18 protein-coding genes are annotated in these 21918 nt (G+C 66.6%); 10 read left to right on the top strand and 8 right to left on the bottom strand.

Annotation, left to right across the window (positions count from 1 at the left end; all coding sequences use genetic code 11):
- Positions 1-174: 174 nt before the first annotated feature.
- Positions 175-1566, top strand: a complete 1392-nt coding sequence (locus AC5P8Z_RS05045) for a class II 3-deoxy-7-phosphoheptulonate synthase (RefSeq protein ID WP_495228297.1) — start codon at positions 175-177, stop codon at positions 1564-1566.
- Positions 1567-2118: 552 nt separating this feature from the next.
- Positions 2119-3306 carry a mechanosensitive ion channel family protein gene (locus tag AC5P8Z_RS05040; protein WP_495228295.1) on the top strand — a complete coding sequence of 396 codons (1188 nt, stop codon included), beginning with the start codon at positions 2119-2121 and terminating at the stop codon, positions 3304-3306.
- A 72-nt stretch (positions 3307-3378) separates the two neighbouring features.
- Here AC5P8Z_RS05040 and AC5P8Z_RS05035 read toward each other — a convergent pair whose 3' ends face one another.
- The 3 genes from AC5P8Z_RS05035 to typA are packed head-to-tail and all read right to left on the bottom strand — an operon-like array spanning position 3379 to position 7369.
- Positions 3379-5001, bottom strand: coding sequence for an amidase (locus AC5P8Z_RS05035; protein ID WP_495228294.1), 1623 nt, complete (start codon positions 4999-5001; stop codon positions 3379-3381).
- Positions 5002-5042: 41 nt separating this feature from the next.
- A complete protein-coding gene (locus AC5P8Z_RS05030) occupies positions 5043-5510 on the bottom strand; it encodes a DUF2127 domain-containing protein (RefSeq protein ID WP_049467554.1) in 468 nt (155 codons plus the stop codon).
- 11 nt (positions 5511-5521) lie between these two features.
- Positions 5522-7369 carry a translational GTPase TypA gene (typA, locus tag AC5P8Z_RS05025; protein ID WP_286071053.1) on the bottom strand — a complete coding sequence of 616 codons (1848 nt, stop codon included), beginning with the start codon at positions 7367-7369 and terminating at the stop codon, positions 5522-5524.
- A 273-nt stretch (positions 7370-7642) separates the two neighbouring features.
- Between typA and AC5P8Z_RS05020 the strand changes: the two genes are divergently transcribed.
- From AC5P8Z_RS05020 to AC5P8Z_RS04995, 6 genes are all read left to right on the top strand, one after another.
- Positions 7643-8134 (top strand): peptidylprolyl isomerase, encoded by a 492-nt coding sequence (locus tag AC5P8Z_RS05020; protein ID WP_005408225.1) that lies wholly within the window; start codon positions 7643-7645, stop codon positions 8132-8134.
- A 118-nt stretch (positions 8135-8252) separates the two neighbouring features.
- Positions 8253-9239 carry a malate dehydrogenase gene (locus tag AC5P8Z_RS05015; RefSeq protein WP_004153634.1) on the top strand — a complete coding sequence of 329 codons (987 nt, stop codon included), beginning with the start codon at positions 8253-8255 and terminating at the stop codon, positions 9237-9239.
- Positions 9240-9335: 96 nt separating this feature from the next.
- Positions 9336-9950 (top strand): RluA family pseudouridine synthase, encoded by a 615-nt coding sequence (locus AC5P8Z_RS05010; protein ID WP_495228293.1) that lies wholly within the window; start codon positions 9336-9338, stop codon positions 9948-9950.
- Between the two features lie 667 nt (positions 9951-10617).
- Positions 10618-12498 (top strand): propionate--CoA ligase, encoded by a 1881-nt coding sequence (prpE, locus tag AC5P8Z_RS05005; protein WP_495228292.1) that lies wholly within the window; start codon positions 10618-10620, stop codon positions 12496-12498.
- 193 nt (positions 12499-12691) lie between these two features.
- Positions 12692-13195, top strand: a complete 504-nt coding sequence (locus AC5P8Z_RS05000; protein WP_495228291.1) for a hypothetical protein — start codon at positions 12692-12694, stop codon at positions 13193-13195.
- A gap of 46 nt (positions 13196-13241) precedes the next feature.
- A complete protein-coding gene (locus AC5P8Z_RS04995; protein ID WP_495228290.1) occupies positions 13242-14297 on the top strand; it encodes a suppressor of fused domain protein in 1056 nt (351 codons plus the stop codon).
- Between the two features lie 67 nt (positions 14298-14364).
- On the opposite strand, the gene AC5P8Z_RS04990 is transcribed toward AC5P8Z_RS04995, so the two are convergent.
- The 5 genes from AC5P8Z_RS04990 to AC5P8Z_RS04970 form a co-directional block, all read right to left on the bottom strand.
- Positions 14365-14976 carry a glutathione S-transferase N-terminal domain-containing protein gene (locus AC5P8Z_RS04990; RefSeq protein ID WP_286071058.1) on the bottom strand — a complete coding sequence of 204 codons (612 nt, stop codon included), beginning with the start codon at positions 14974-14976 and terminating at the stop codon, positions 14365-14367.
- Positions 14977-15060: 84 nt separating this feature from the next.
- Positions 15061-15519, bottom strand: a complete 459-nt coding sequence (locus tag AC5P8Z_RS04985) for a cell wall hydrolase (RefSeq protein WP_004154513.1) — start codon at positions 15517-15519, stop codon at positions 15061-15063.
- A gap of 295 nt (positions 15520-15814) precedes the next feature.
- Entirely contained in the window at positions 15815-17845 is a 2031-nt protein-coding gene (locus AC5P8Z_RS04980; RefSeq protein ID WP_286071059.1) for an NADPH-dependent 2,4-dienoyl-CoA reductase, read from the bottom strand.
- Positions 17846-17946: 101 nt separating this feature from the next.
- The gene (yczE, locus tag AC5P8Z_RS04975) at positions 17947-18579 is read right to left on the bottom strand and encodes a membrane protein YczE (RefSeq protein ID WP_286071060.1); all 633 of its coding nucleotides are present in this window, start codon (positions 18577-18579) and stop codon (positions 17947-17949) included.
- Positions 18580-18714: 135 nt separating this feature from the next.
- Positions 18715-19734 carry a zinc-binding alcohol dehydrogenase family protein gene (locus AC5P8Z_RS04970; RefSeq protein WP_286071061.1) on the bottom strand — a complete coding sequence of 340 codons (1020 nt, stop codon included), beginning with the start codon at positions 19732-19734 and terminating at the stop codon, positions 18715-18717.
- Between the two features lie 357 nt (positions 19735-20091).
- Here AC5P8Z_RS04970 and AC5P8Z_RS04965 point away from each other — a divergent pair, with 357 nt between their 5' ends.
- Together AC5P8Z_RS04965 and AC5P8Z_RS04960 are read left to right on the top strand one after the other, a co-directional pair.
- A complete protein-coding gene (locus AC5P8Z_RS04965; protein WP_286071062.1) occupies positions 20092-21183 on the top strand; it encodes an OmpA family protein in 1092 nt (363 codons plus the stop codon).
- A 218-nt stretch (positions 21184-21401) separates the two neighbouring features.
- Complete coding sequence (locus AC5P8Z_RS04960; protein WP_049468334.1) at positions 21402-21908, top strand: hypothetical protein; 507 nt, start codon at positions 21402-21404, stop codon at positions 21906-21908.
- The last annotated feature ends 10 nt before the right edge of the window (positions 21909-21918 follow it).

The following is a 21918-nucleotide window of genomic DNA, read 5'->3' as shown; positions in this document are numbered from 1 at the left end:
TTCGTAACAGTGCGTGGCGAATCATGCGCCTGTCCGGCCGTCCGTGGGCGTGCCGCTTCTGGCCAATCGCGATGCGCTTTCCCCGGCGTTCAGTCATGTGCAGACGATGTTCGACCCTTTGCGACAGCGGTCGGCTCTGCGACCATGAACGCCCCCCACCTCCGGAAGTCTGCAATGAGCCTGTCCGCCGTTTCGCCTGTCCCCGATCCTGCCGCAGCCGCCGCTGGCGCTGCCTGGTCGCCGGAGAGCTGGCGTGGCAAGACCGCGCTGCAGATGCCGACCTATCCGGACCCGGTGGCGCTGGACGCCGCTCTGCACGAGCTGAAGCGGCTGCCGCCCCTGGTCACCTCGTGGGAGATCCTGGCGCTGAAGCAGCAGCTGGCCGAGGCCCAGGAGGGCAAGCGCTTCCTGCTGCAGGGGGGCGACTGCGCCGAGAATTTCAGCGACTGCGAATCGGGCACCATCTCCAACCGCCTGAAGGTGCTGCTGCAGATGAGCCTGGTGCTGGTTCACGGCCTGCGCCAGCCGGTGATCCGCGTCGGCCGCTTCGCCGGCCAGTACGCCAAGCCGCGCTCGGCCGATACCGAGACCCGCGACGGCGTGACCCTGCCCAGCTACCGTGGCGATGTGATCAACGCGCCGGCCTTCACCGCAGCGGCACGCCTGCCGGACCCGAAGCGGATGCTGCAGGCCCACGCGCACTCGGCGATGACGATGAACTTCGTGCGGGCGCTGATCGATGGTGGCTTCGCCGACCTGCACCACCCCGAGTACTGGAACCTGGAGTGGGTAAGCCACTCGCCGCTGGCCGCCGAGTACCAGAAGATGGTGGCCTCGATCGGCGATGCGGTGCACTTCATGGAGACCCTGGCCGGGGCCCGCGTGCACAACCTCAACCGCATCGATTTCTACACCTCGCACGAGGCGTTGCTGCTGCCCTACGAGCAGGCGCTGACCCGGCAGGTGCCGCGCCAGCAGGGCTGGTTGAACCTGAGCACGCATTACCCGTGGATCGGCATGCGTACCGCCGCGCTGGATGGCGCGCACGTGGAGTACCTGCGTGGCGTGCGCAACCCGATCGCGATCAAGGTCGGCCCGTCGGTGACGCCGGACCAGCTGCTGCGCCTGATCGACGTGCTCAACCCGCATGACGAACCGGGCCGCCTGAGTTTCATCCACCGCATGGGCGCCGCGCAGATTGCCGAGAAGCTGCCGCCGCTGCTGGATGCGGTCAAGCGCGACGGCCGCCGTGTGCTGTGGGTGTGCGATGCGATGCATGGCAATACCGAGAGCACCGCCAACGGTTTCAAGACGCGCCGCTTCGACAACGTGCGTGGCGAAGTGGAGCTGTCGTTCGATCTGCATGCGGCCGCAGGCACGCGCCTGGGGGGTGTGCACCTGGAACTGACCGGCGAGGACGTGACCGAGTGCACCGGTGGCGCACGCGAACTGACCGAGCGCGACCTGGAGCGCGCGTACCGCTCGACGGTGGACCCGCGGTTGAATTACGAGCAGTCGCTGGAGATCGCGATGGCGATCGTGCGCAAGCAGGAGCAGGTGCGGTAAGGGTTTTTCGGCAGGGCTTGCAGCCCTGCACCTGCCAGAAGCCGAAGCAACAGCAACGGCAGAAGCGGGCATTCCGTGGGGTGGCGGGGCGGTGTGGGTAGGCAGGACACGCCGTAAACCCATCCATGGGGGCTCGATGGCGCCATCCATGGCGCCAACGGTCCTGCCTACCCACACCGCCCCGCCTCTGACAGATCTCTGCGACCTGCGGTAGATCCACGCCATTCGTGGATGAATCACTATGGAAATCGAATATATCGATATCTGTGAGATTTGAGCCGAGCATGGCTCGGCTCTACAGAAGCGCGAACAGATCGCGGAAATCTGTCGAAGGCGGGGTGGGTCCGGTTGCGGGAGTGTCCGCGGCATGGATGCCGCGGCCAAGCCCCCAAGGATGGGTTTACGGCGTCTCCCGCAACCGGACCCACCCCGCCATCCCACGGAATGCCCGCTTCTGCCGTTGCTGTTGCTTCGGCTTCTAGCAGGTGCAGGGCTGCAAGCCCTGCCGACCAACACCCTGCTTACGAACGACTGACGTGACGCTCATGCGCCATGCGCGAGGCTGTCCGCTTGGCTGTTCGAGTGGAGGTGGCAACGGTGCACTGGCAAACCGCACAGGCCTACGCATGGCCGTTGGGATTGGCAGCAGTGGTGGGCGGCGTCGGTGCGTGGCTGATCCTGTGGATCTATCACCGGCTGAAAGGGCGTGATCGGCGGCGCGCGCGCATCGGTCGCGTGCTTGGATTGCCGATGGCCACCGCATGGCCGCTGCTGCTGTTGATTCCAGCGCTGCAGGCCACGCCGCTGCAGGATCCCGTGCTGGGCAATCTGCAGCATGTGCTGCACATCGCGCTGACCGCCTGCTTCATCTGGTTGCTGGTGCGAGCGGTCGCCGCGGGTGAGCGCGCGATCCTGCGCAACCATCCCATCGATGTCTCCGACAACCTGGAGGCACGCCGCATCCAGACCCAGACGCGGGTGCTCAGCCGCGTGTTGATGGGCGGCATCATCGTGCTCGGTGCCTCGCTGGTGCTGTTGACGTTCCCGATGGTGCAGAAGATCGGCACGGCCCTGCTGGCGTCGGCGGGCCTGATCGGCCTGGTGGCGGGTATCGCGGCCAAGCCGGTGTTCGGCAACCTCATTGCCGGCCTGCAGATTGCGGTAACGCAGCCGATCCGCCTGGATGACGTGGTGATCGTCGAAGGCGAGTGGGGCCGCATCGAGGAGATCGGCAGCAGCTACGTGGTAGTGCGCATCTGGGATGAGCGGCGGATGGTGGTGCCGCTGACCTGGTTCATCGAGAACCCGTTCCAGAACTGGACGCGACGCAGTGCCGATCTGCTCGGCACGGCCTTCCTGTGGCTGGACTACCGGGCACCGATCGCGGCGATCCGTGCCGAGCTGGAGCGTATCTGTCGTGGCGAAGCGCTGTGGGATGGTCGGGTCTGCGTGACCCAGGTGACCGAAACCAGCGAACGCGCAATCCAGGTACGCCTGTTGGTCAGCGCACGCAGTTCCGGCGATGCCTTTGACCTGCGCTGCCTGGTGCGCGAGCGCATGCTCGATTTCCTTGCGCGCGAGCATCCGCAGGCGCTGCCGCAGGTCCGTGCACGCGTGCAGCACGATGATGAGCTGGATATGCCGCGCGGTCCGCGGGCGCGCACCGCGGATGTGCGTTCGCCTGGCGCGGAGGATGGTGAAGCGGCGATCGTGCCGGCGGAGCCTGACCAGCCTCTGTAGAGCCGGGCCATGCTCGGTCGCTTTCGATTTTCCGGTGAAGCCGAGCGTGGGCTCGGCGCTACAGAAACACGATCAAGGCTCGCCGGCGTCGATCAGTGCGTCGGTATCAAAGTGCGGCGGCTTGCGCGCGCGCGTGCGTTGCTCGTAGGCGTAGGCCATCTCGATCAGCTTTGGTTCGCTCCAGGCGGTGCCCATGAACAGCAGGCCTACCGGGAGGCCGTCGATCTGCCCCATCGGCACGGTCAGGCTGGGGTAACCCGCGACGGCAGCGGCGCTGTAGCTCTCGCCGGGGAAGTCGTCGCCTTCGCTGCGGATCGGCCATGCGACGCCGGTGGTCGGCGCCACCAGCGCATCGAGTTGATGGGCGGCGAGGGCGGCATCGATGCCCTCCGGACCGGCCAGGCGGCGGGCTTCACTGCGTGCGCGGATGTAGGCCGGGTCTGCCAGGCCCGCGGTGGCGTCAGCCTCCACCAGCAACTCCTGGCCGAACAGGCCCAGTTCCTGTTTGCTGTGCGCCTGGTTGAAGGCGATCAGCTCGGCCAGGCTGCGCAGCGGGGCGCGATGGGTGCTGAAGTAGCGCTCCAGCCCGGCCTTGAATTCGTACAGCAGCAGCGTGCGCTCGGCCTCGGCCCAGGCACCCTGGTTGGGCAGCTCCACCGGCACCACCACGGCGCCGGCGCGACGCAGCTCGGTGGCGGCCTGTTCGATCAGGGGCGGCATGCCGCCGTACTTCAGCAGCGGCGTCTGCAGCAGGCCGATGCGTTTGCCGCGCAGGCCCTGCGGGTCCAGGCGGGCGGTGTAGTCGTAGACCGCGCGGCCGGGCATGGTCGCGGTGGCCGGATCGGCATCGTCGCGGCCGGCGATCGCGGTCAGCACAGCGGCGGCATCGGCGACGCTGCGTGTCATCGGCCCGGCGGTGTCCTGGCTGAAAGAGATCGGCACGATGCCATCGCGGCTGACCAGGCCGACCGTCGGCTTCAGGCCGACCACGCCGTTGATGGCGGCGGGGCAGACGATGCTGCCGTCGGTTTCGGTGCCGATCGCCACGCTGGCCAGGTTGGCGGCCACGGCCACCGCGCTGCCGCTGCTGGAGCCACAGGGCGAATGGCTCAGGCGATAGGGATTGCGGGTTTGGCCACCGCGTGCGCTCCACCCGGAAATCGAATCATTGCCGCGGAAGTTGGCCCATTCGCTGAGGTTGGTCTTGCCCAGCACCACGGCACCGGCCTCGCGCAGCCGGCGCACCAGGTAGGCGTCGTCCGGGCGGAATCCCTGCAGGGCCAGCGAGCCGGCGCTGGTGGCCATCGGCGCGGCGTTGATGTTGTCCTTCAGCAGCAGCGGGATGCCGTGCAGCGGGCCGCGCAGGCGTCCTTCGCGGCGCTCGCGGTCGCGCGCGGCCGCTTCCTTCAGGGCATCGGGGTTGAGCTCGATCACCGCGCGCAGGCGCGGCCCGGTGCGGTCGAGGCTGGCGATGCGCTGCAGGTAGGCCTGGGTCAGGGTGGTGCTGTCCAGCTCGCCGGCGGTCATCCTCGCCTGCAGGTCGGCGACATCGGTTTCGGCATACGGGAACGGCACGTTGCGGCTCGCAGGTTCGGCCGCATGGGCGCTGGACGTGGCGGGGCTGCAGCCAGCCGAAAGCAGCGCAGGCAGCGCGGCGAGCAGGCAGGTCAGCAGAGGCGTCAAGGACGGGCGCATGGGGCGGCTTGGTCGGCTCCAATCCCCAGTGTAGCCGGTGCTCAGCGGTGGCGCTTGCGCAGGTCGCGGGCGAGGACGTAGACCACGATCAGGTTGATCGCCAGGATCGTCCACGACGGCCAGCCGGGATGGCGGATGATCGCGAAGATGTCGAAGGGCAGGTACAGCGAGGCGGTCAGGCAGCCCAGCCAGGAGGCCCAGGCCTTGGCCCGCCACAGGCCCCAGGCTTCGACCAGGTGCAGCAGGCCGTAGCCGATCATCCCCGCCGCGGCCAGGTGCACCGCGTCGGGGCTGATCATGTGCAGCAGCGAGGGCAGGGTGCCATGGTCCGGATCCAGGCTGAAACGCCGGATCAGGACCATGATGCCGTGCCGCAGCGGCTGCGGTCCGAGCACTTCCAGCCCGGTGGCCGCCAACAGCGCCAGCATCGCCTTGCTCGCTTCGAGCAGGGCGATGACGTGGAGACCCGGATGTCGGTGTGGATCCGGGTTGTAGCCGCTCGGGTTCACGGGGTGCTGGCTCAGCCGCCGCGCGAAGCCTTCTTGCGGTCGCTTTCGGTCAGGAACTTCTTGCGCAGACGGATCTCCTTCGGGGTGATCTCGACCAGCTCGTCGTCTTCGATGAAGTCCAGGGCCTGTTCCAGCGAGTACTTGATCGCCGGGGTCAGCTGGATCGCATCGTCCTTGCCCGAAGCGCGCATGTTGGTCAGCGGCTTGGTCTTGATCGCGTTGACGGTCAGGTCGTTGTCCTTGGAGTGGATACCGACCAGCTGACCTTCATACACGTTGTCGCCTTCAGCAGCGAAGAGCTTGCCGCGCTCCTGCAGCGGGCCCAGCGAGTAGGCCGGCGTGGTACCCGGGGCGTTGGCGATCATCACACCGTTGATGCGCTTGGCGATGGCGCCCTGTTCCTTCGGACCGTAGTGGTCGAACACGTGGAACAGCAGGCCCGAACCCTGGGTGAGGGTCTTGAACTCGTTCTGGAAACCGATCAGGCCACGGGCCGGGATCTGGTATTCCAGGCGCACGCGGCCCTTGCCGTCCGGCTCCATGTTCTTCAGCTGGCCCTTGCGGGTACCCAGCTTTTCCATCACGCCGCCCTGGTGCACTTCTTCGATGTCCACCACCAGCTGCTCGATCGGCTCCATCATCTGGCCGTCGATTTCCTTGATGATCACTTCCGGGCGCGACACGGCCAGCTCGTAGCCTTCACGACGCATGTTCTCGATCAGCACCGACAGGTGCAGTTCGCCACGGCCGGAGACCAGGAACTTGTCGGCGTCTTCCAGCTGTTCGACCTTCAGGGCCACGTTGTGGACCTGCTCGCGGTCCAGGCGGTCCTTGATCTGGCGGCTGGTCAGGAACTTGCCACCGGACAGGTCCTTGTTGCCGGCGAACGGCGAGTTGTTGACCTGGAAGGTCATCGAGATGGTCGGTTCGTCGACGGTCAGTGCCGGCAGCGCTTCCGGGGTGTCCGGGTGGCACAGGGTGTCGGAGATGGTCAGTTCCGGAATGCCGGAGATGGCCACGATGTCACCGGCTTCGGCGGTGTCCTGCTCGATGCGCTCCAGGCCCAGGAAGCCCAGTACCTGGGCGACCTTGCCGTTGCGCTTCTTGCCTTCACGGTCGATGACCGCGACCTGCATGTTCTTCTTCAGGGTGCCGCGCTGGATGCGGCCGATGCCGATCACGCCCACGAAGTTGTTGTAGTCCAGCTGGCTGATGCGCATCTGGAACGGGCCTTCCGGGTCCACTTCCGGACGCGGGGCGTGCTGCATGATCGCTTCGTACAGCGCGGTCATGTCGCCGTCGCGCACGGTGTCTTCCAGGCCGGCGTAGCCGTTCAGGGCCGAGGCGTAGACGATCGGGAAGTCCAGCTGCTCGTTGGTGGCGCCGAGCTTGTCGAACAGGTCGAAGACCTGGTCGATCACCCACTCCGGACGCGCGCCCGGACGGTCGATCTTGTTGACCACGACGATCGGCTTGAAGCCCATCGCGAAGGCCTTCTGGGTGACGAAGCGGGTCTGCGGCATCGGGCCGTCCATCGCATCGACCAGGATCAGCACGGTGTCGACCATCGACAGCACGCGCTCGACCTCACCACCGAAGTCGGCGTGCCCGGGGGTGTCGACAATGTTGATCCGGTTCTTGATGCCGGTCTTCTTGTCTTCCCAGGTGATGGCGGTGTTCTTGGCCAGGATGGTGATGCCGCGTTCCTTTTCCTGGTCGTTGCTGTCCATCACGCGCTCGGCGAGGACGGTGCGCTCGGACAGGGTGCCGGACTGCTTCAGCAGCTGGTCGACCAGGGTGGTCTTGCCATGGTCGACGTGGGCGACGATGGCGATGTTGCGAAGATTTTCGATGGACATACGAAAGGGGGCCAGTCGGCGCCGGATTTGGAAAAAGAAGTCCAACATTATACGTCGAACTTGACGATTCGCGAAAAGATGGAGTTCACGCCCGTCACGGCCCCCATTCAGCTGACTGTCCGCGGCCCCGGCCGAGGCCGCCAGGACCCGGTGGCGCGGCTCCCCGTCCGTGGGCTGAAGCGAGGCGCTTCACCCATGGTCGAAGCCGCCGCCGACACGAGGCGGGTGTAAACTAGGTGGCTAGACGCATTCCCCTTTGCATCAAGGATCTTCATGTCCCTCATCGCCACTTTCGACACCACCCAGGGCCCGATCAAGGTCGAGCTGTTCGCCGACAAGGCGCCGCTGACCGTGGCCAACTTCGTGAACCTGGTCAAGCACGGCTTCTATGACGGCCTGATCTTCCACCGCGTGATCGCCGACTTCATGATCCAGGGCGGCTGCCCGCAGGGTCGTGGCACCGGCGGCCCGGGCTACAAGTTCGAAGACGAGAAGAATGGCGTGAAGCACGAGGTCGGCTCGCTGTCGATGGCCAATGCCGGCCCGAACACCAACGGCAGCCAGTTCTTCATCACCCACATCAAGACCGACTGGCTGGACGGCCGCCACACCGTCTTCGGCAAGGTCCTGGAAGGCCAGGCCATCGTCGATTCGGTCAAGCAGGGCGACGTGATCCATTCGATCACCCTGGAAGGCGACGTCGACGCCGTGCTGGCCGCCCAGGCCGACCGCGTCGCCGAGTGGAACAAGCACCTCGCCGCCTGATTCCCCTTCGAAACGGCCACCCACGGGTGGCCGTTTCCCTGTTCCCCGCCGCCCGCCAGGCCTGCGTGGCTCTGCCCGCGGCGTCCCATCAAACGCTTGCAAGCAAGAGGAAACCCCCATGAAAGCACCCGTTCGTGTTGCCGTGACCGGCGCCGCCGGCCAGATCGGTTATGCCCTGCTGTTCCGCATCGCCTCCGGCGAAATGCTGGGCAAGGACCAGCCGGTCATCCTGCAGCTGCTGGAACTGCCGGTGGACAAGGCCCAGGCCGCCCTGAAGGGCGTGATGATGGAGCTGGAAGACTGCGCCTTCCCGCTGCTGGCCGGCATGGTCGGCACCGATGACGCCGAAGTCGCGTTCAAGGACGCCGACATCGCCCTGCTGGTCGGTGCACGTCCGCGTGGCCCGGGCATGGAGCGCAAGGACCTGCTGCTGGAAAACGCCAAGATCTTCACCGCCCAGGGCGCGGCGCTGAACAAGGTCGCCAGCCGTGACGTGAAGGTGCTGGTGGTCGGCAACCCGGCCAACACCAATGCCTACATCGCCATGAAGTCGGCCCCGGACCTGAAGCCGGAAAACTTCACCGCCATGCTGCGCCTGGACCACAACCGCGCCCTGAGCCAGCTGTCGACCAAGCTGGGCAAGCCGGTCGGTGGCATGGAGAAGCTGGTCGTGTGGGGCAACCACAGCCCGACCATGTACCCGGACTACCGTTTCGCCACCGCCGATGGCGCGTCGATCGCCGATGCGATCAACGACCAGGAGTGGAACGCCAACACCTTCATCCCGACCGTGGGCAAGCGCGGTGCAGCGATCATCGAAGCCCGTGGCTCGTCCTCGGCCGCTTCGGCCGCCAACGCCGCCATCGACCACGTGCGTGACTGGGTGCTGGGCAGCAACGGCAAGTGGGTCACCATGGGCGTGCCGTCCGACGGTTCCTACGGCATTCCGGAAGGCGTGATCTTCGGCTTCGCCGTGACCACCGAGAACGGTAAGTACACCCTGGTGAAGGATCTGCCGATCGACGACTTCAGCCAGAAGTACATCGACAAGACCCTGGCCGAGCTGGAAGAAGAGCGCGCCGGCGTCGCCCACCTGCTGGGCTGATACGGGCCTCGGCCGGTAGGTGCCGACCGTTGGTCGGTACGCAGAAAACGGGGAAGCTTCGGCTTCCCCGTTTTCATTTGGAATTCCTGGAACCGCATGATCCACCTGCACTACATCGACGACGCGCTGCTGGTGGCCGAGAAGCCGGCCGGCCTGCTGTCCGTGCCCGGCCGCAGCGCCGAGAACCAGGACTGCGTGGTCGCGCGCCTGCAGGCGGTGTACCCGGACGCGCTGACCGTGCACCGGCTGGACCAGGTCACCTCGGGCCTGCTGCTGCACGCGCGCGGCAAGGAGATGCAGGCCGCAGTGTCGATGCAGTTCGAGCAGCGCCAGGTCGGCAAGTGCTACGAAGCCGTCGTGCAGGGTGTGATCGAAAGCGATGCCGGTGAAGTGGACCTGCCGCTGATCGTGGACTGGCCGAACCGGCCGAAGCAGATGGTCGACCATGGGCGCGGCAAGCCGGCGCTGACGCGTTGGCGCGTGCTGGCGCGTGATGTTGAAGCGCAGCGCACGCGCGTGGCGCTGGAACCGATCACTGGCCGCAGCCATCAGCTGCGGTTGCACATGGCCAGTCTTGGCCATCCGATTGTTGGCGACGTGCTGTATGACGCGGCACCGGCGCACCGCGTGCATCTGCATGCGCGCAGCCTGCGGTTTACGCATCCGCTGACGGGCGAGGCGCTCGCGTTCGAGTCCGCAGCTCCGTTCTAGGGGCCGGCAGGGCTTGCAGCCCTGCACCCGCAGAATCAACGTCAACGTCAAAAGCGGGCTGTCCGTGGGGTGGCGGGGCGGTGTGGGTAGGCAGGACACGCCGTAAACCCATCCATGGGGGCTCGATGGCGCCATCCATGGCGCCAACGGTCCTGCCAACCCACACCGCCCCACCCCCGACAGATTCCTGCGGCGGTTGGTAACGGCTGTCGCTGTTGGTCTTGGTAGGTGTCGACCTTGGTCGACACGATTTTTCTGTCAGATATCGAATTGAATATTGAATCTGGGATCCGACCCCGTGCTCCGACAGATCGCGGAAGTCTGTCGAAGGCGGGGTGGGTCCGGTTGAGGGGGCGTGAGCCGCATGGGCCCGAGGCATGCCTCGGGCGGGTTGGGCAGGACGCCCAACCCCGGTCTTGCCGTGTGCGCAGGACTGCGCACACGAGCAAGCGGCGACCGAGCCTCCATGGACGGATTCACGGCGTCCCCCGCAACCGGACCCGCCCCGCCATCCCCGGTAAGCCAGCTTCTGCTGTTGCTTCGGCTTCTGCAGGCGCAGGGCTGCAAGCCCTGCAGAACAAACCCCACCCCCTACCAAGGTAGGGCGGCCCGCACGCCAGCGCCGGACTATCCTCGAACCCATGACTTTGTCTGGGAGGGCTGCGTCATGAACTACGAGGAAACCTACCGTCGCTCGATCGACGAGCCGGAGGCCTTCTGGGGCGAGGAAGCCAAGCGCATCCATTGGCACAAACCGCCACAGCAGGTGCTCGACTACAGCAACCCGCCGTTCCGGCGCTGGTTCGTCGGCGGCGAAACCAATCTCTGCTACAACGCCGTCGACCGCCACCTGGCCGAGCGCGCCGACCAGCTCGCGCTGGTTGCCATTTCCACCGAGACCAACAGCACCCGCGAGATCACCTATCGGCAGCTGTACCGCGAAGTGAACGACTTCGCCGCGGTGCTCAAGCACCTCGGTGTCGGCCACGGCGATCGCGTGGTGATCTACATGCCGAACATGGCCGAAGCCGTGTTCGCGATGCTGGCGTGCGCGCGCATCGGTGCGGTGCATTCGGTGGTGTTCGGAGGCTTTGCCGCGCATAACCTGGCGCTGCGCATCGACGATGCCAGGCCCAAGCTGTTGATCGCCGCCGATGCCGGCATGCGCGGTGGCAAGCTCATTCCGTACAAACCGATGGTCGATGCCGCCTGCGCTGAAGCGGCTTCACCGCCACCGCACGTGCTGATCGTGTCGCGCGGGCTGGACGCAGCCGAACCACGCGTGCCGGGCCGTGACGTGGAGTACGCCACGCTGCGCGCGCAGATCGGTGAAGTCGATGTGCCGGTGCAATGGCTGGAAGCAAGCGAGCCGAGCTACCTGCTGTACACCTCCGGCACCACCGGCAAGCCGAAGGGCGTGCAGCGTGATGTCGGTGGCTATGCGGTGGCGATGGCGCAGTCGATGGAAACCGTGTTCGACTGCAAGCCAGGGCAGGTGATGTTTTCCACCTCCGACGTCGGCTGGGCCGTCGGCCATTCCTACAACGTCTACGGCCCGCTGATCGGTGGCTGCACCTCGCTGCTGTACGAAGGGCTGCCGACCAATCCCGATCCGGGCATCTGGTGGGCGCTATGCGAGCAGTACAACGTGCGCACCATGTTCTCTTCGCCCACCGCGATCCGCGTGCTGAAGAAGCACGACGCGGACTTCATCCACCGGCATGACCTGGGCGCACTGAAGTACCTGTTCCTGGCCGGCGAGCCGCTGGACGAGCCGACCGCGCACTGGATCAGTGAAGCGCTCGGCAAGCCGATCATTGACAACTACTGGCAGACCGAGACCGGCTGGCCGGCACTGACCCTGCTGCCGGGCCTGGAAATGAAGCCGGTGCGCTTCGGTTCGCCTGGTCTCCCCAATCTTGGTTACCGGATGAAGGTGATCGACGAGAACACCGGCGAGGAGGTCGCGCCGGGGCAGAAGGGCGTGCTGGTGGTGTCGCCACCGTTGCCGCCGGGTTGCATGAGCACCGTGTGGAACGATGACAGCCGCTTCCTGCAGAGCTACTTCAGCCACTTCAAGGAACTGTTGTACAGCTCGCTGGACTGGGCGATCCGCGACGACGATGGCTACACCTTCATCCTCGGTCGCACCGATGATGTCATCAACGTAGCCGGGCATCGCCTCGGCACACGCGAGATCGAGGAAGCCATTTCCAGCCATCCGCGCGTGGCCGAGGCGGCGGTGATCGGGGTCAAGGACGAGTTGAAGGGGCAGGTGCCGCTGGTGTTCGTCACCCTCAAGCAGGGGCTCAACGGTGAGGATCCGGCGCCGGTGGTGGCGGAGATGATGGCCACGGTGACCACCTCGCTCGGCGCGGTCGCACGCCCGGCGCACGTACACGTGGTCAATGCACTGCCCAAGACCCGCTCCGGCAAGCTGCTGCGGCGCTCGCTGCAGGCGCTGGCCGAACAGCGTGATCCGGGTGACCTGTCGACGCTGGATGATCCCAGCGCGCTGGAGGAGATCCGCCGCGCGCTGGGGCGCTGACCTGCTTCTGTAGAGCCGAGCCGATGCTCGGCTCCGCATGCCTTGCCAAGGCAGCCGAGCATCGGCTCGGCTCTACAGGGGAGGCCGTTGCTGCACCGCAGCTTCCTCCCTGCAACCGGTGCGCTAAGCTCGGTTGCAGGGGAGCGTGCCCGCAAGGGCGCGCTGGCATGGCGCATGAAGGGAGGGGGAGGCAATGGCATTGCTGCACGCCAAGACGGCGGCTGGCCGTCAGGAAATCGAAGACCGTGGCCGGCGCCTGCCGGCAGCACTGCGGTCGATCCTGCTGATGGTCGACGGCCATCGCGACGACACTGAAATACGCGGTCTGTTCGAAGGCCTGCGCGCGCCGGCCGATGCGTTGGAGCAGCTGGCAGCGCAGGGCCTGATCGAAGTGATCGGCGGCAGCGCTGAGGCGCCACCGGCACGCGGCATCAGCGCCGGCCGCGAACAGGATCCGGCGTTGTACCAGCACCTGTACGACGCGATGAGCGAAGCCGTACGGCGCCATCTCGGCCTGAAGGGCTACTTCATGCAATTGAAGATCGAGCGCTGCACCGATGCGGTGGCGCTGGAGCGCCTGTGCCCGGAACTTCTGACGGCGGTGGGCAAGGCGCGCAGCCCGGCGCTGGCGCAGCGCTGGTGGCAGGAAACGCAGGCGTCGATGGTGAATGATGGTGGCGAGGTCGTGCAGGCCTGAGCCACCGCGTAAAGTGATCGGTTCACTTCCCCACAAGGAGTCCCGCGTGCAGGACGACCACGACGACACCGACACCCCAGGCTGGGACGCGATCAACGCAGCACTGGCGCCGTTGTATGCAGGCCAGGAACCGCGTCATTTCGGCACCGCGCTGCCGTACACGCTCGGCGGCCAGGATCCACTGGATGGCATCAGCGTGTACTGGGCGGATGCGCCGGTGCCGCACTGGCACTACGTCACCTACGGCTTCTCCGAGCTGTACACCAAGGAAAGCAGCGATGCCGCCGCCAGCGGCTATGGTTTCGAGCTGACCTTCCGCCTCGCTGCCGACGCCGGTGAGAACGCTGGCAGCTCGCCGCCGGTGTGGCCGATGAACCTGCTGCAGAACCTGGCGCGCTACGTGTTTGGCAGCGGAAACGTGTTCGAGGATGGTCACCATCTGAATGCCAATGGCCCGATCGCGCTGGAGACCGACACGCGCCTGTGCCACCTGGCTTTCATTGCCGACCCGCAGCTGCCGGCGCGCGACACCGCCAATGGCCACCTGCAGTTCCTGCAGCTGGTCGGCCTGACCGACGAAGAGATGGAGGCGGTCAAGCGCTGGTCGACGCGCGGTGTGCTGCAGGCGCTGCAGCCGGCGATGCCGCTGTGGATCAGTGATCTGCATCGCGGCAACCTGCTGGACGATCCGGCACTGACGGCCCGGGTGCGGGCCGGCAGCGAGCGCGAGGGCTCCAGCACCGGCATGTTGTTCATCGAGACGCTGGACTGGGGGCAGGAGGCGGGCGTCACCACGCTGGTGCTTGGCGCGGGCCAGGTGGCCAGCGTGTGTGAACTGCTGCCGCTGCGCCTGCGACACGGCAGATCGCTGGAGCTGGTCAGCCGCGAGCGGCAGTGGGAATTCATTCCGGCCGGGCCCGGTGAAGCCGGCGAGGTGTCCACTGACAGCGCGCGCTGGCCCTTGGACGAGACAGGGCTGCAGGCCCTGGCAGGCGTGCGTGCCGAACGTGGCCTCTACCCGGTGGCGGGAGCACTGCGCATCGAGGTGGTGCCGACCTACCTGCGCGATGCAAAGGGTGAAGTGATCCGCCAGATCGGTTGACCGGGCGGGTGGAACCGGTGGGGTCAGATCCGTTCGCCATGCGGACGGCTCTGACCCCTGGTCAAGGTCAGGCCAGGCCTTCAGCCTTCAGCGCGGCCTGCACGCCGGCATCGGCGTCCATGCGTGCCTTGTAGGCAGCCAGGTTGTCCAGGCCGGACAGGTCGACCTTGGTGCCGGCGGCCCAGCGCAGGGTGATGTAGAAGTACGGGTCGGCGTAGCTGCGGAAACCGGCCAGCCAAGGCTTGTCCGCCAGCTGCTTGTCAGCGGTCTCGAACAGCCCGCGCAGGCGCTTGTGTGCGGCGGCGCGGATCGCATCGAACTGGCTTTCGTCGGCGATGAACTTGCCCGGTGCGAACAGCGGCGAGAAGGCCGGGTGCACGTCGGAATTGACGAAGGCCAGCCAGCGGGTGGCTTCGGCACGCTGGCGCGGGCTGCCGTCACCCGCGAGGCCGGCCTGCGGGTAGCTGTCGGCGATGTAGCCCATGATCGCGGCGTTCTGCAGCAGCACGAAGTCGCCGTCGACCAGCGCGGGAACGGCGCCGGCCGGATTGATCTTGAGGAATTCCGGACCCTTCAGGGTGTCCTTGTTCAGCAGTTCAACCTCGAACGGCTGGCCGGTCCACTGCAGGGCGATGTGGTCGGCGGTGGAACAGGCACCGGGCTTGCTGTACAGCTTCATGGGAACTCCAGGTGATGCGGGCGGGAAACGCCCACTATCCCAGAGCCTGCCGGCGGGCGGCAACGCCGCCGCCAGCACGGATCGTTACGACTGCCGCGGCTTGAGGTTCTGCACCTTGTAGAAGGTGTGATCGCCGATGGTGGCCACCTGGTAGGCGTTGCGCCAGTTCGGGCTGGCGATGGACAGCGCGGCGAAGTGGCTGGCACCGGGCACGATCTCGCGGCGTTCGCCGGCCGGCAGCGCCCAGTTGCGCTCGGCATCAAAGGCCACGTTCATCGCCTCGCTCCACGCCGCGTCATTGCCCAGCTGGGTGCCGGGGGAGACGATGGTCGGTGCGAACTGCTTGCGCGCGGTGACCACCTGGCACATCGAGTCACCCCACAGGCCACTGTCGAGGCGACGCAGGGCGACCTCGGCGACGGCCTGCTGGCCACGCAGGGTCTGGTCGCGGGCTTCCAGGTAAACGGTGGTGCTCAAACACAATGAATCAGCGGCCGGCTGCGGCAACAACTGCGACAGCCAGAGAATCCAGGCCAGTTTCATATAACTCCTTGCTCCGTATGGGCCGCACTTCCCGGCCCCCGCAGCGGGGGCTGCGGGACGGGGTACGACTTGGCGTCATGGGGAGGCGGCCATCGGGGCCGCCCCGTGGGCGGCCCCAAAAGAAACGATCAGTACCGATCGAGGGGACCGCACCGGCTCACCGGAAACTGGCTGGTGAGCGGAAGATGGCGCAAGGTAGGGGGGGATAGCCGAATGCATCGTGAACCGTCCGGCTTGACATTCAGGTTCGGGAGGGGTGACGGAAATCACATTCCGCCCCCCATTCAGGCACTCATCAGAGCGCGGCGGCGACCCGGCTGCCCTGGTCGATGGCCCGCTTCGCATCCAGTTCTGCGGCCACGTCGGCACCGCCGATCAGCTGCGTGTTGATGCCGGCCGCCTGCAGCTCGGCCTGCAGCGAACGGTTCGGTTCCTGCCCGGCGCAGATCACCACGTGATCGACCGGCAGCAGCTGTTCGCTGCCATCAACGCGGATGCGCAGGCCGTCATCGTCAACGCCCAGGTACTCGACGCCGCCGAGCATGCGCACGCCCTTGGCTTTCAGCGTGGCGCGATGGATCCAGCCGGTGGTCTTGCCCAGCCGTGCACCGGGCTTGCCCGGGCTGCGCTGCAGCAGCCACAGCCGGCGTGGCGAGGCTTCTGCCTGCGGCCTGGCCAGCGAGCCGCGCGCTTCGAAGCTGGCGTCAACGCCCCATTCGGCCATCCAGCGCTGCGGGTCCAGCGACGGCGACTCGCCGGCATGGCTGAGGAACTCGCCGACATCGAAGCCGATGCCCCCGGCGCCGATGATCGCCGCATTGGCGCCCACCTGGACCCGGCCCAGCAGCACGTCCAGGTAGCTGACCACCTTGGCATGGTCGGCGCCAGGGAAGTCGACCCTGCGCGGGGTGATGCCAGTGGCCAGCACCACCTCGTCAAAGCCGGCCAGGCGGCTTGCGTCGGCACGGGTGCCCAGACGCAGCTGCACCCCGGTTTCAGCCAGCTTGTGGCGGAAATAGCGCAGCGTCTCGTAAAACTCTTCCTTGCCCGGGATGCGCTTGGCCACGTTGAACTGACCGCCGATCTCCTCGTTGGCATCGAACAGGGTGACCTGATGGCCGCGCTGGGCGGCGACCGTGGCGCAGGCCAGCCCGGCCGGACCGGCACCGACTACGGCGATCTTCTTCGGCGCAGCGGTCGGGCGATAGACCAGCTCGGTCTCGTGCGCGGCGCGCGGATTGACCAGGCAGCTGGCCAGCTTGTTCTCGAACACGTGGTCCAGGCAGGCCTGGTTGCAGGCGATGCAGGTGTTGATCGCCTCGGCGCGGCCGGCACGGGCCTTGTTCGGCCATTGCGGGTCGGCCAGCAGCGGGCGTGCCAGGGACACCATGTCCGCGCCGCCATCGGCCAGGATGCGCTCGGCGACCTCGGGCATGTTGATGCGGTTGGTCGCCACCAGCGGCACCGTCACATGCGGCTTCAGCTTGGCAGTGACCCCGGCAAAGGCCGCGCGCGGCACCGAGGTGGCGATGGTCGGAATGCGCGCTTCGTGCCAGCCGATGCCGGAATTGATGATCGTCGCGCCGGCCGCCTCGATCGCCTGCGCCTGCTGCACGATCTCTTCCCAGTTGCTGCCGTCTTCCACCAGGTCCACCAGGGACAGGCGGTAGATGATGATGAAGTCCGGGCCACAGGCCTCGCGGATGCGGCGCACGATCTCCACCGCGAAGCGCATGCGCTGTCGCGCGTCGCCACCCCAGGCATCGGTGCGCGTGTTGGTGCGCGGGGCGATGAACTCATTGATGAGGTAGCCCTCCGAGCCCATCACTTCCACGCCGTCGTAGCCAGCCTCGCGGGCCAGCTTGGCGCTGCGTGCGTAATCGGCGATATGCCGCTCGACGCCGCTGGCCGACAGCGCACGCGGGGTGAACGGGTTGATCGGCGCCTTGAGCTTCGACGGTGCCACCGACAGCGGATGGTAGGCATAGCGGCCGGCATGCAGCAGCTGCAGGCAGATCTTCGCGCCATGCTGGTGCGCGGCAGCGGTGAGCTGCCGGTGCGGGCGTACTTCCCACGGCCAGGACAGCTTGCCGCCGAACGGCTTCAGCCAGCCCACCACGTTGGGCGCGAAGCCGCCGGTGACGATCAGGCCGACACCACCCTCGGCGCGCTCGGCGAAATAGGCCGCCAGGCGCGGGAAATCACGGGCGCGATCTTCCAGGCCGGTGTGCATCGAGCCCATCAGTACGCGGTTGCGCAGCTGGGTGAAGCCCAGGTCCAGCGGAGTGAACAAGTGGGGATAGGCGCTTTCGTTGGCTGGCGACATGGTCGATACGCTTGCGTACGGAAGCGCGAAGCGTGCCGCGAAACGTCGGTCGGGGCAAGGGCTGGCGAATCGGTAGCGCCGGGCCATGCCCGGCGACGCGGCTACCCGTGGCCGCGCTGCGCGCTCGCCGGGCGCGGTCCCGGCATCGGCCGGCCAATCCCGAACCAGCCCAGCGTCACCCCGCACAGCGGGCCGATCAGCAAGGCGAAGGCGAGGGTGCCGAGCCCGACATTGCCGCCCAGCCACCAGCCCAGCAGCAGCACGCTGCCTTCGATCAGGCTGCGCACCTTCCAGATCGGCCAGCCGGTGCGGGCGTGCAGGCCGGTCATCAGGCCGTCGCGCGGGCCAGGCCCGAGCCTGGCACCGATGTACAGGCCCGTGGCCAGCGCAACCAACAGCATGCCGGCGCAGAACATCGCCAGCTGCCAGCCCAGGCCCATGGCAGGCGGCAGCAGCCACAGGCCGAACTGCGCCGACGGGCCGATCAGCATCACGTTGAGCACGGTGCCGACGCCCGGCTTCTGCCGCAACGGCCACCACAGCAGCAGCACCAGCGCGCCGATCACGTTGGTGGCCAGGCCGAAGGACAGCGGTGTCTGTGCGGCGATGCCCTGCGACAGCACATCCCAGGGTGCCACGCCGATCGCGGCACGGATCATCAGCGAGGCGCCGAAGCCGTACAGAAACAGGCCAACGATCAGTTGCAGCAGTCGCAGGGGCAGGGCGGTGGGCATGGCACGCTCGGGAAGGGGAGGATCTGTTTCCACCGTATCCCCGTTTCCGAATCATCCATAGATACAGATGACAGCCAATCCGCTGCCACAGGCGGAAGCTGCAGCGCCGAGCCCATGCTCGGCGCTACCGGCGCGTCAGTCGCCCCAGCCGGCCAGCGCCAGCTTGCCCACCGTGCGCCCGCTGGCCAGGCGCTGATGGGCGATGTCCAGATTGGCCGCATTGATCGTGCCCAGCGTCTCGCTGAGGGTGCCGCGCAACTGGCCCGCGTCGATCATGCTGGCTGCACGGCTGAGGATGCGGTGCTGTTCGATGCGGTCGGCGGTGGCGAAACGCGAACGCGCGAACATGAACTCCCAATGGATGCCGATGCACTTGGCCTTGTAGGGATCGCCGATGCGCAGTGCGCCGCGCGGTTCGACGATGAGGCCGACATGGCCCTGTGGCGCCAGCACCTGACCCAGTTCATCCCAGTACTGGTCAGTGTCGGCCAGATTGAGGGCGACCTGTACTGCGTCGATGCCCAGCGCCTGCAGCTGGGGCAGCAGCGGCTGCCGGTGGTCGATCACCTGCTGGGCGCCCATCTGCCGGCACCAGTTGATCGACGCCTCGCGCGAGGCGGTGGCGATCACCTCGAATCCGGCATGCCGGGCCAGCTGGATCGCCATCGATCCAACCCCGCCTGCGCCGCCGATCACCAGCAGGTGCTGGCCGGCATGGCGGCGATCATCCAGCTGCAGTGGCATGCGCTGGAACAGCAGTTCCCATGCGGTAAGCGTGGTCAGCGGCAGGGCCGCCGCTTCGGCGAAGTCGAGCGTCGTCGGCTTGCGCGCCACCAGGCGTTCGTCCACAAGATGGAACTGCGCGTTGCACCCAGGGCGGGTGACATCGCCGGCGTAGTAAACCTCGTCACCAGAAGCGAACAGGCTGGCCTCTTCGCCGATCGCTTCGACCACACCCGCAGCGTCCCAGCCGAGCACGCGCGGCACGTCGAGCACGGCGGGGGCAGTGGCGGCGCGCTGCTTGCCATCGACCGGGTTGACCGAGACTGCTTCGACCCGGATCAGCAGATCACGGCCGGTGGGAGGCAACGGCGGAGGCAGCTGGACATCGCCCAGGGCGGGGGCGGATTCACGACTCAGGGCGACGGCTTTCATCTCGGCTCCGGCTGGGTTCGTAATCCCATCATAAGGTTCCTCACCTTTCCGCAGACGCGCTGAACCGTGTGAAGCAGTGCGTCGCGCAGTATGTCGTTTCCTGCACCTAAACCTCCTCAAACCCTTGTGGTGTGAGGGTCTTGCGGATTTTCATCATCCTGTATAGGGTTTCAACGTCGGACCGGTGGAGGGTCGGGCGCAACACTTCACATGTTACGGGACTGTTAACATGACCTTCACCCGCCTGAGCATAATGTTCGCGGCGGTGGCGTGCTGAATCGGCTGTCGAACATCGACGCAGTAGTGCTGGCCCATGCCTCTACCGGTTTCATACCCCCGAAATAGGAGCTGTACTCAATGAACAAGAAGATCCTTACTGCCGCGCTGCTGGGTGGTCTGGCTTTCGCCCAGGCTGCCTCCGCGCAGGAGTTCGATGACCGCTGGTACCTGACCGGTTCGGCCGGCTTCAACTTCCAGGACAGCGACCGTCTGACCAATGACGCTCCGTTCGTCACCCTGGGCCTGGGCAAGTTCATCAGCCCGAACTGGTCGCTGGACGGTGAGCTGAACTATCAGAACCCGAACTTCGATTCGAACCAGGACCTGAACTGGTCGCAGTACGGCATTTCGCTGGACCTGCGTCGCCACTTCATCAAGGAAGGCCGCGGCTGGAACCCGTACATCGTGGGTGGCCTGGGCTACCAGAAGTCGGAAGAAGAGTACCCGGCACTGGACAACAACGGTCCGCGTCAGCGCAAGGACGGCAACGTTGCCGCCAAGCTCGGCGTCGGTCTGCAGACCACCTTCGAGAAGCGCGTTGCTGTCCGCGCCGAAGTGGCCTACCGCGCTGACTTCGACGACCAGAGCGTTGCCGCTCGCAACGAAAGCTGGTTCGGCGACGTGCTGGCTTCGGTCGGCGTCGTGATCCCGCTGGGCCCGGCTCCGGTCGCGGCTGCTCCGGCTCCGGCTCCGGTTGCCCCGAGCTGCGCCGACCTGGACGACGACGGTGACGGCGTCAACAACTGCGACGACAAGTGCCCGAACTCGCAGCCGGGTCAGACCATCGGTCCGGACGGTTGCCCGGTTCCGGTCTCCATCGACCTGAAGGGCGTCAACTTCGACTTCGACAAGTCGAACCTGCGTCCGGACGCCGTGGCGATCCTGAGCGAAGCCACCGAGATCCTGAAGCGTTACCCGGATCTGCGCGTTGAAGTTGCCGGTCACACCGACTCGAAGGGTACCGACGCTTACAACCAGAAGCTGTCGGAGCGTCGCGCTACCGCCGTGTACAACTACCTGACCAAGAACGGCGTTGACGCCGGTCGCCTGGTCGGCCCGATCGGCTATGGTGAGAGCCGTCCGATTGCTCCGAACACCAACCCGGATGGTTCGGACAACCCGGAAGGTCGCGCCAAGAACCGTCGTACCGAGCTGAACGTCCAGAACTAAGTTCTGACGCTCTGCCCGCAAGACACAGCAGGACCCGGCTTCGGCCGGGTCTTGTTGTTTCTGCGGCCTCGAATCCAGCCTTGCCTGTGCAAAGGTGACCGTTCGTCGGGATTTTGTTCGTAAAACCAATGAGTTGCCGTATTCATTGAAAGTGGCGCTTGAAAGCTGGCGCGGCATTGCTAAACTCGCCGCGTCACTTCCTTCCGTGGATGCCCCTCATGCTGCGCTCTGCATCGGCCGCCGTCCTGGCGCTGGCCCTGGTTCCCGCCGCCCACGCTGCGGTCGATTGCTCGGTCAACACCAGCGCCTCGCCGCTGCCGTTGCCGGCCACGACCATCGCGCCGGTGGCCGACGAGCTGTACATCCGTGGCAACCAGCTGGGCATGCCGGCCGGTGTGCTGAGCAGCAACTACGATCCGTCGCAGTCGCTGGACCAGGTGCTGCAGCGTCTGCGCATCGATGGCTGCCAGAACATCGCCAAGGCCATCCCGAGCGCACCGGCGGTGAAGCCGAACGATCCGGCGGCGTACAAGCCGCAGACCGAATTCGACAACACGCCCTGGCGCTTCGACATGAGCCAGAACGGCAAGCGCATGACCGCCGAAGAGTTCGACGCCTGGATGAAGGCGCGTGGCGTGCGCGTGGTGAAGGCCCGCCCGGCACCGGCCGCCACGCCGGCCGCAGCCGAAGCACCGGCTGAAACCAAGCCGGTCGACAAGAAGTAAGCGCTGCGGG

Source organism: Stenotrophomonas sp. YJH_SMC_17, assembly GCF_059371655.1.
This window is presented reverse-complemented; position numbering and strand designations above follow the sequence as displayed.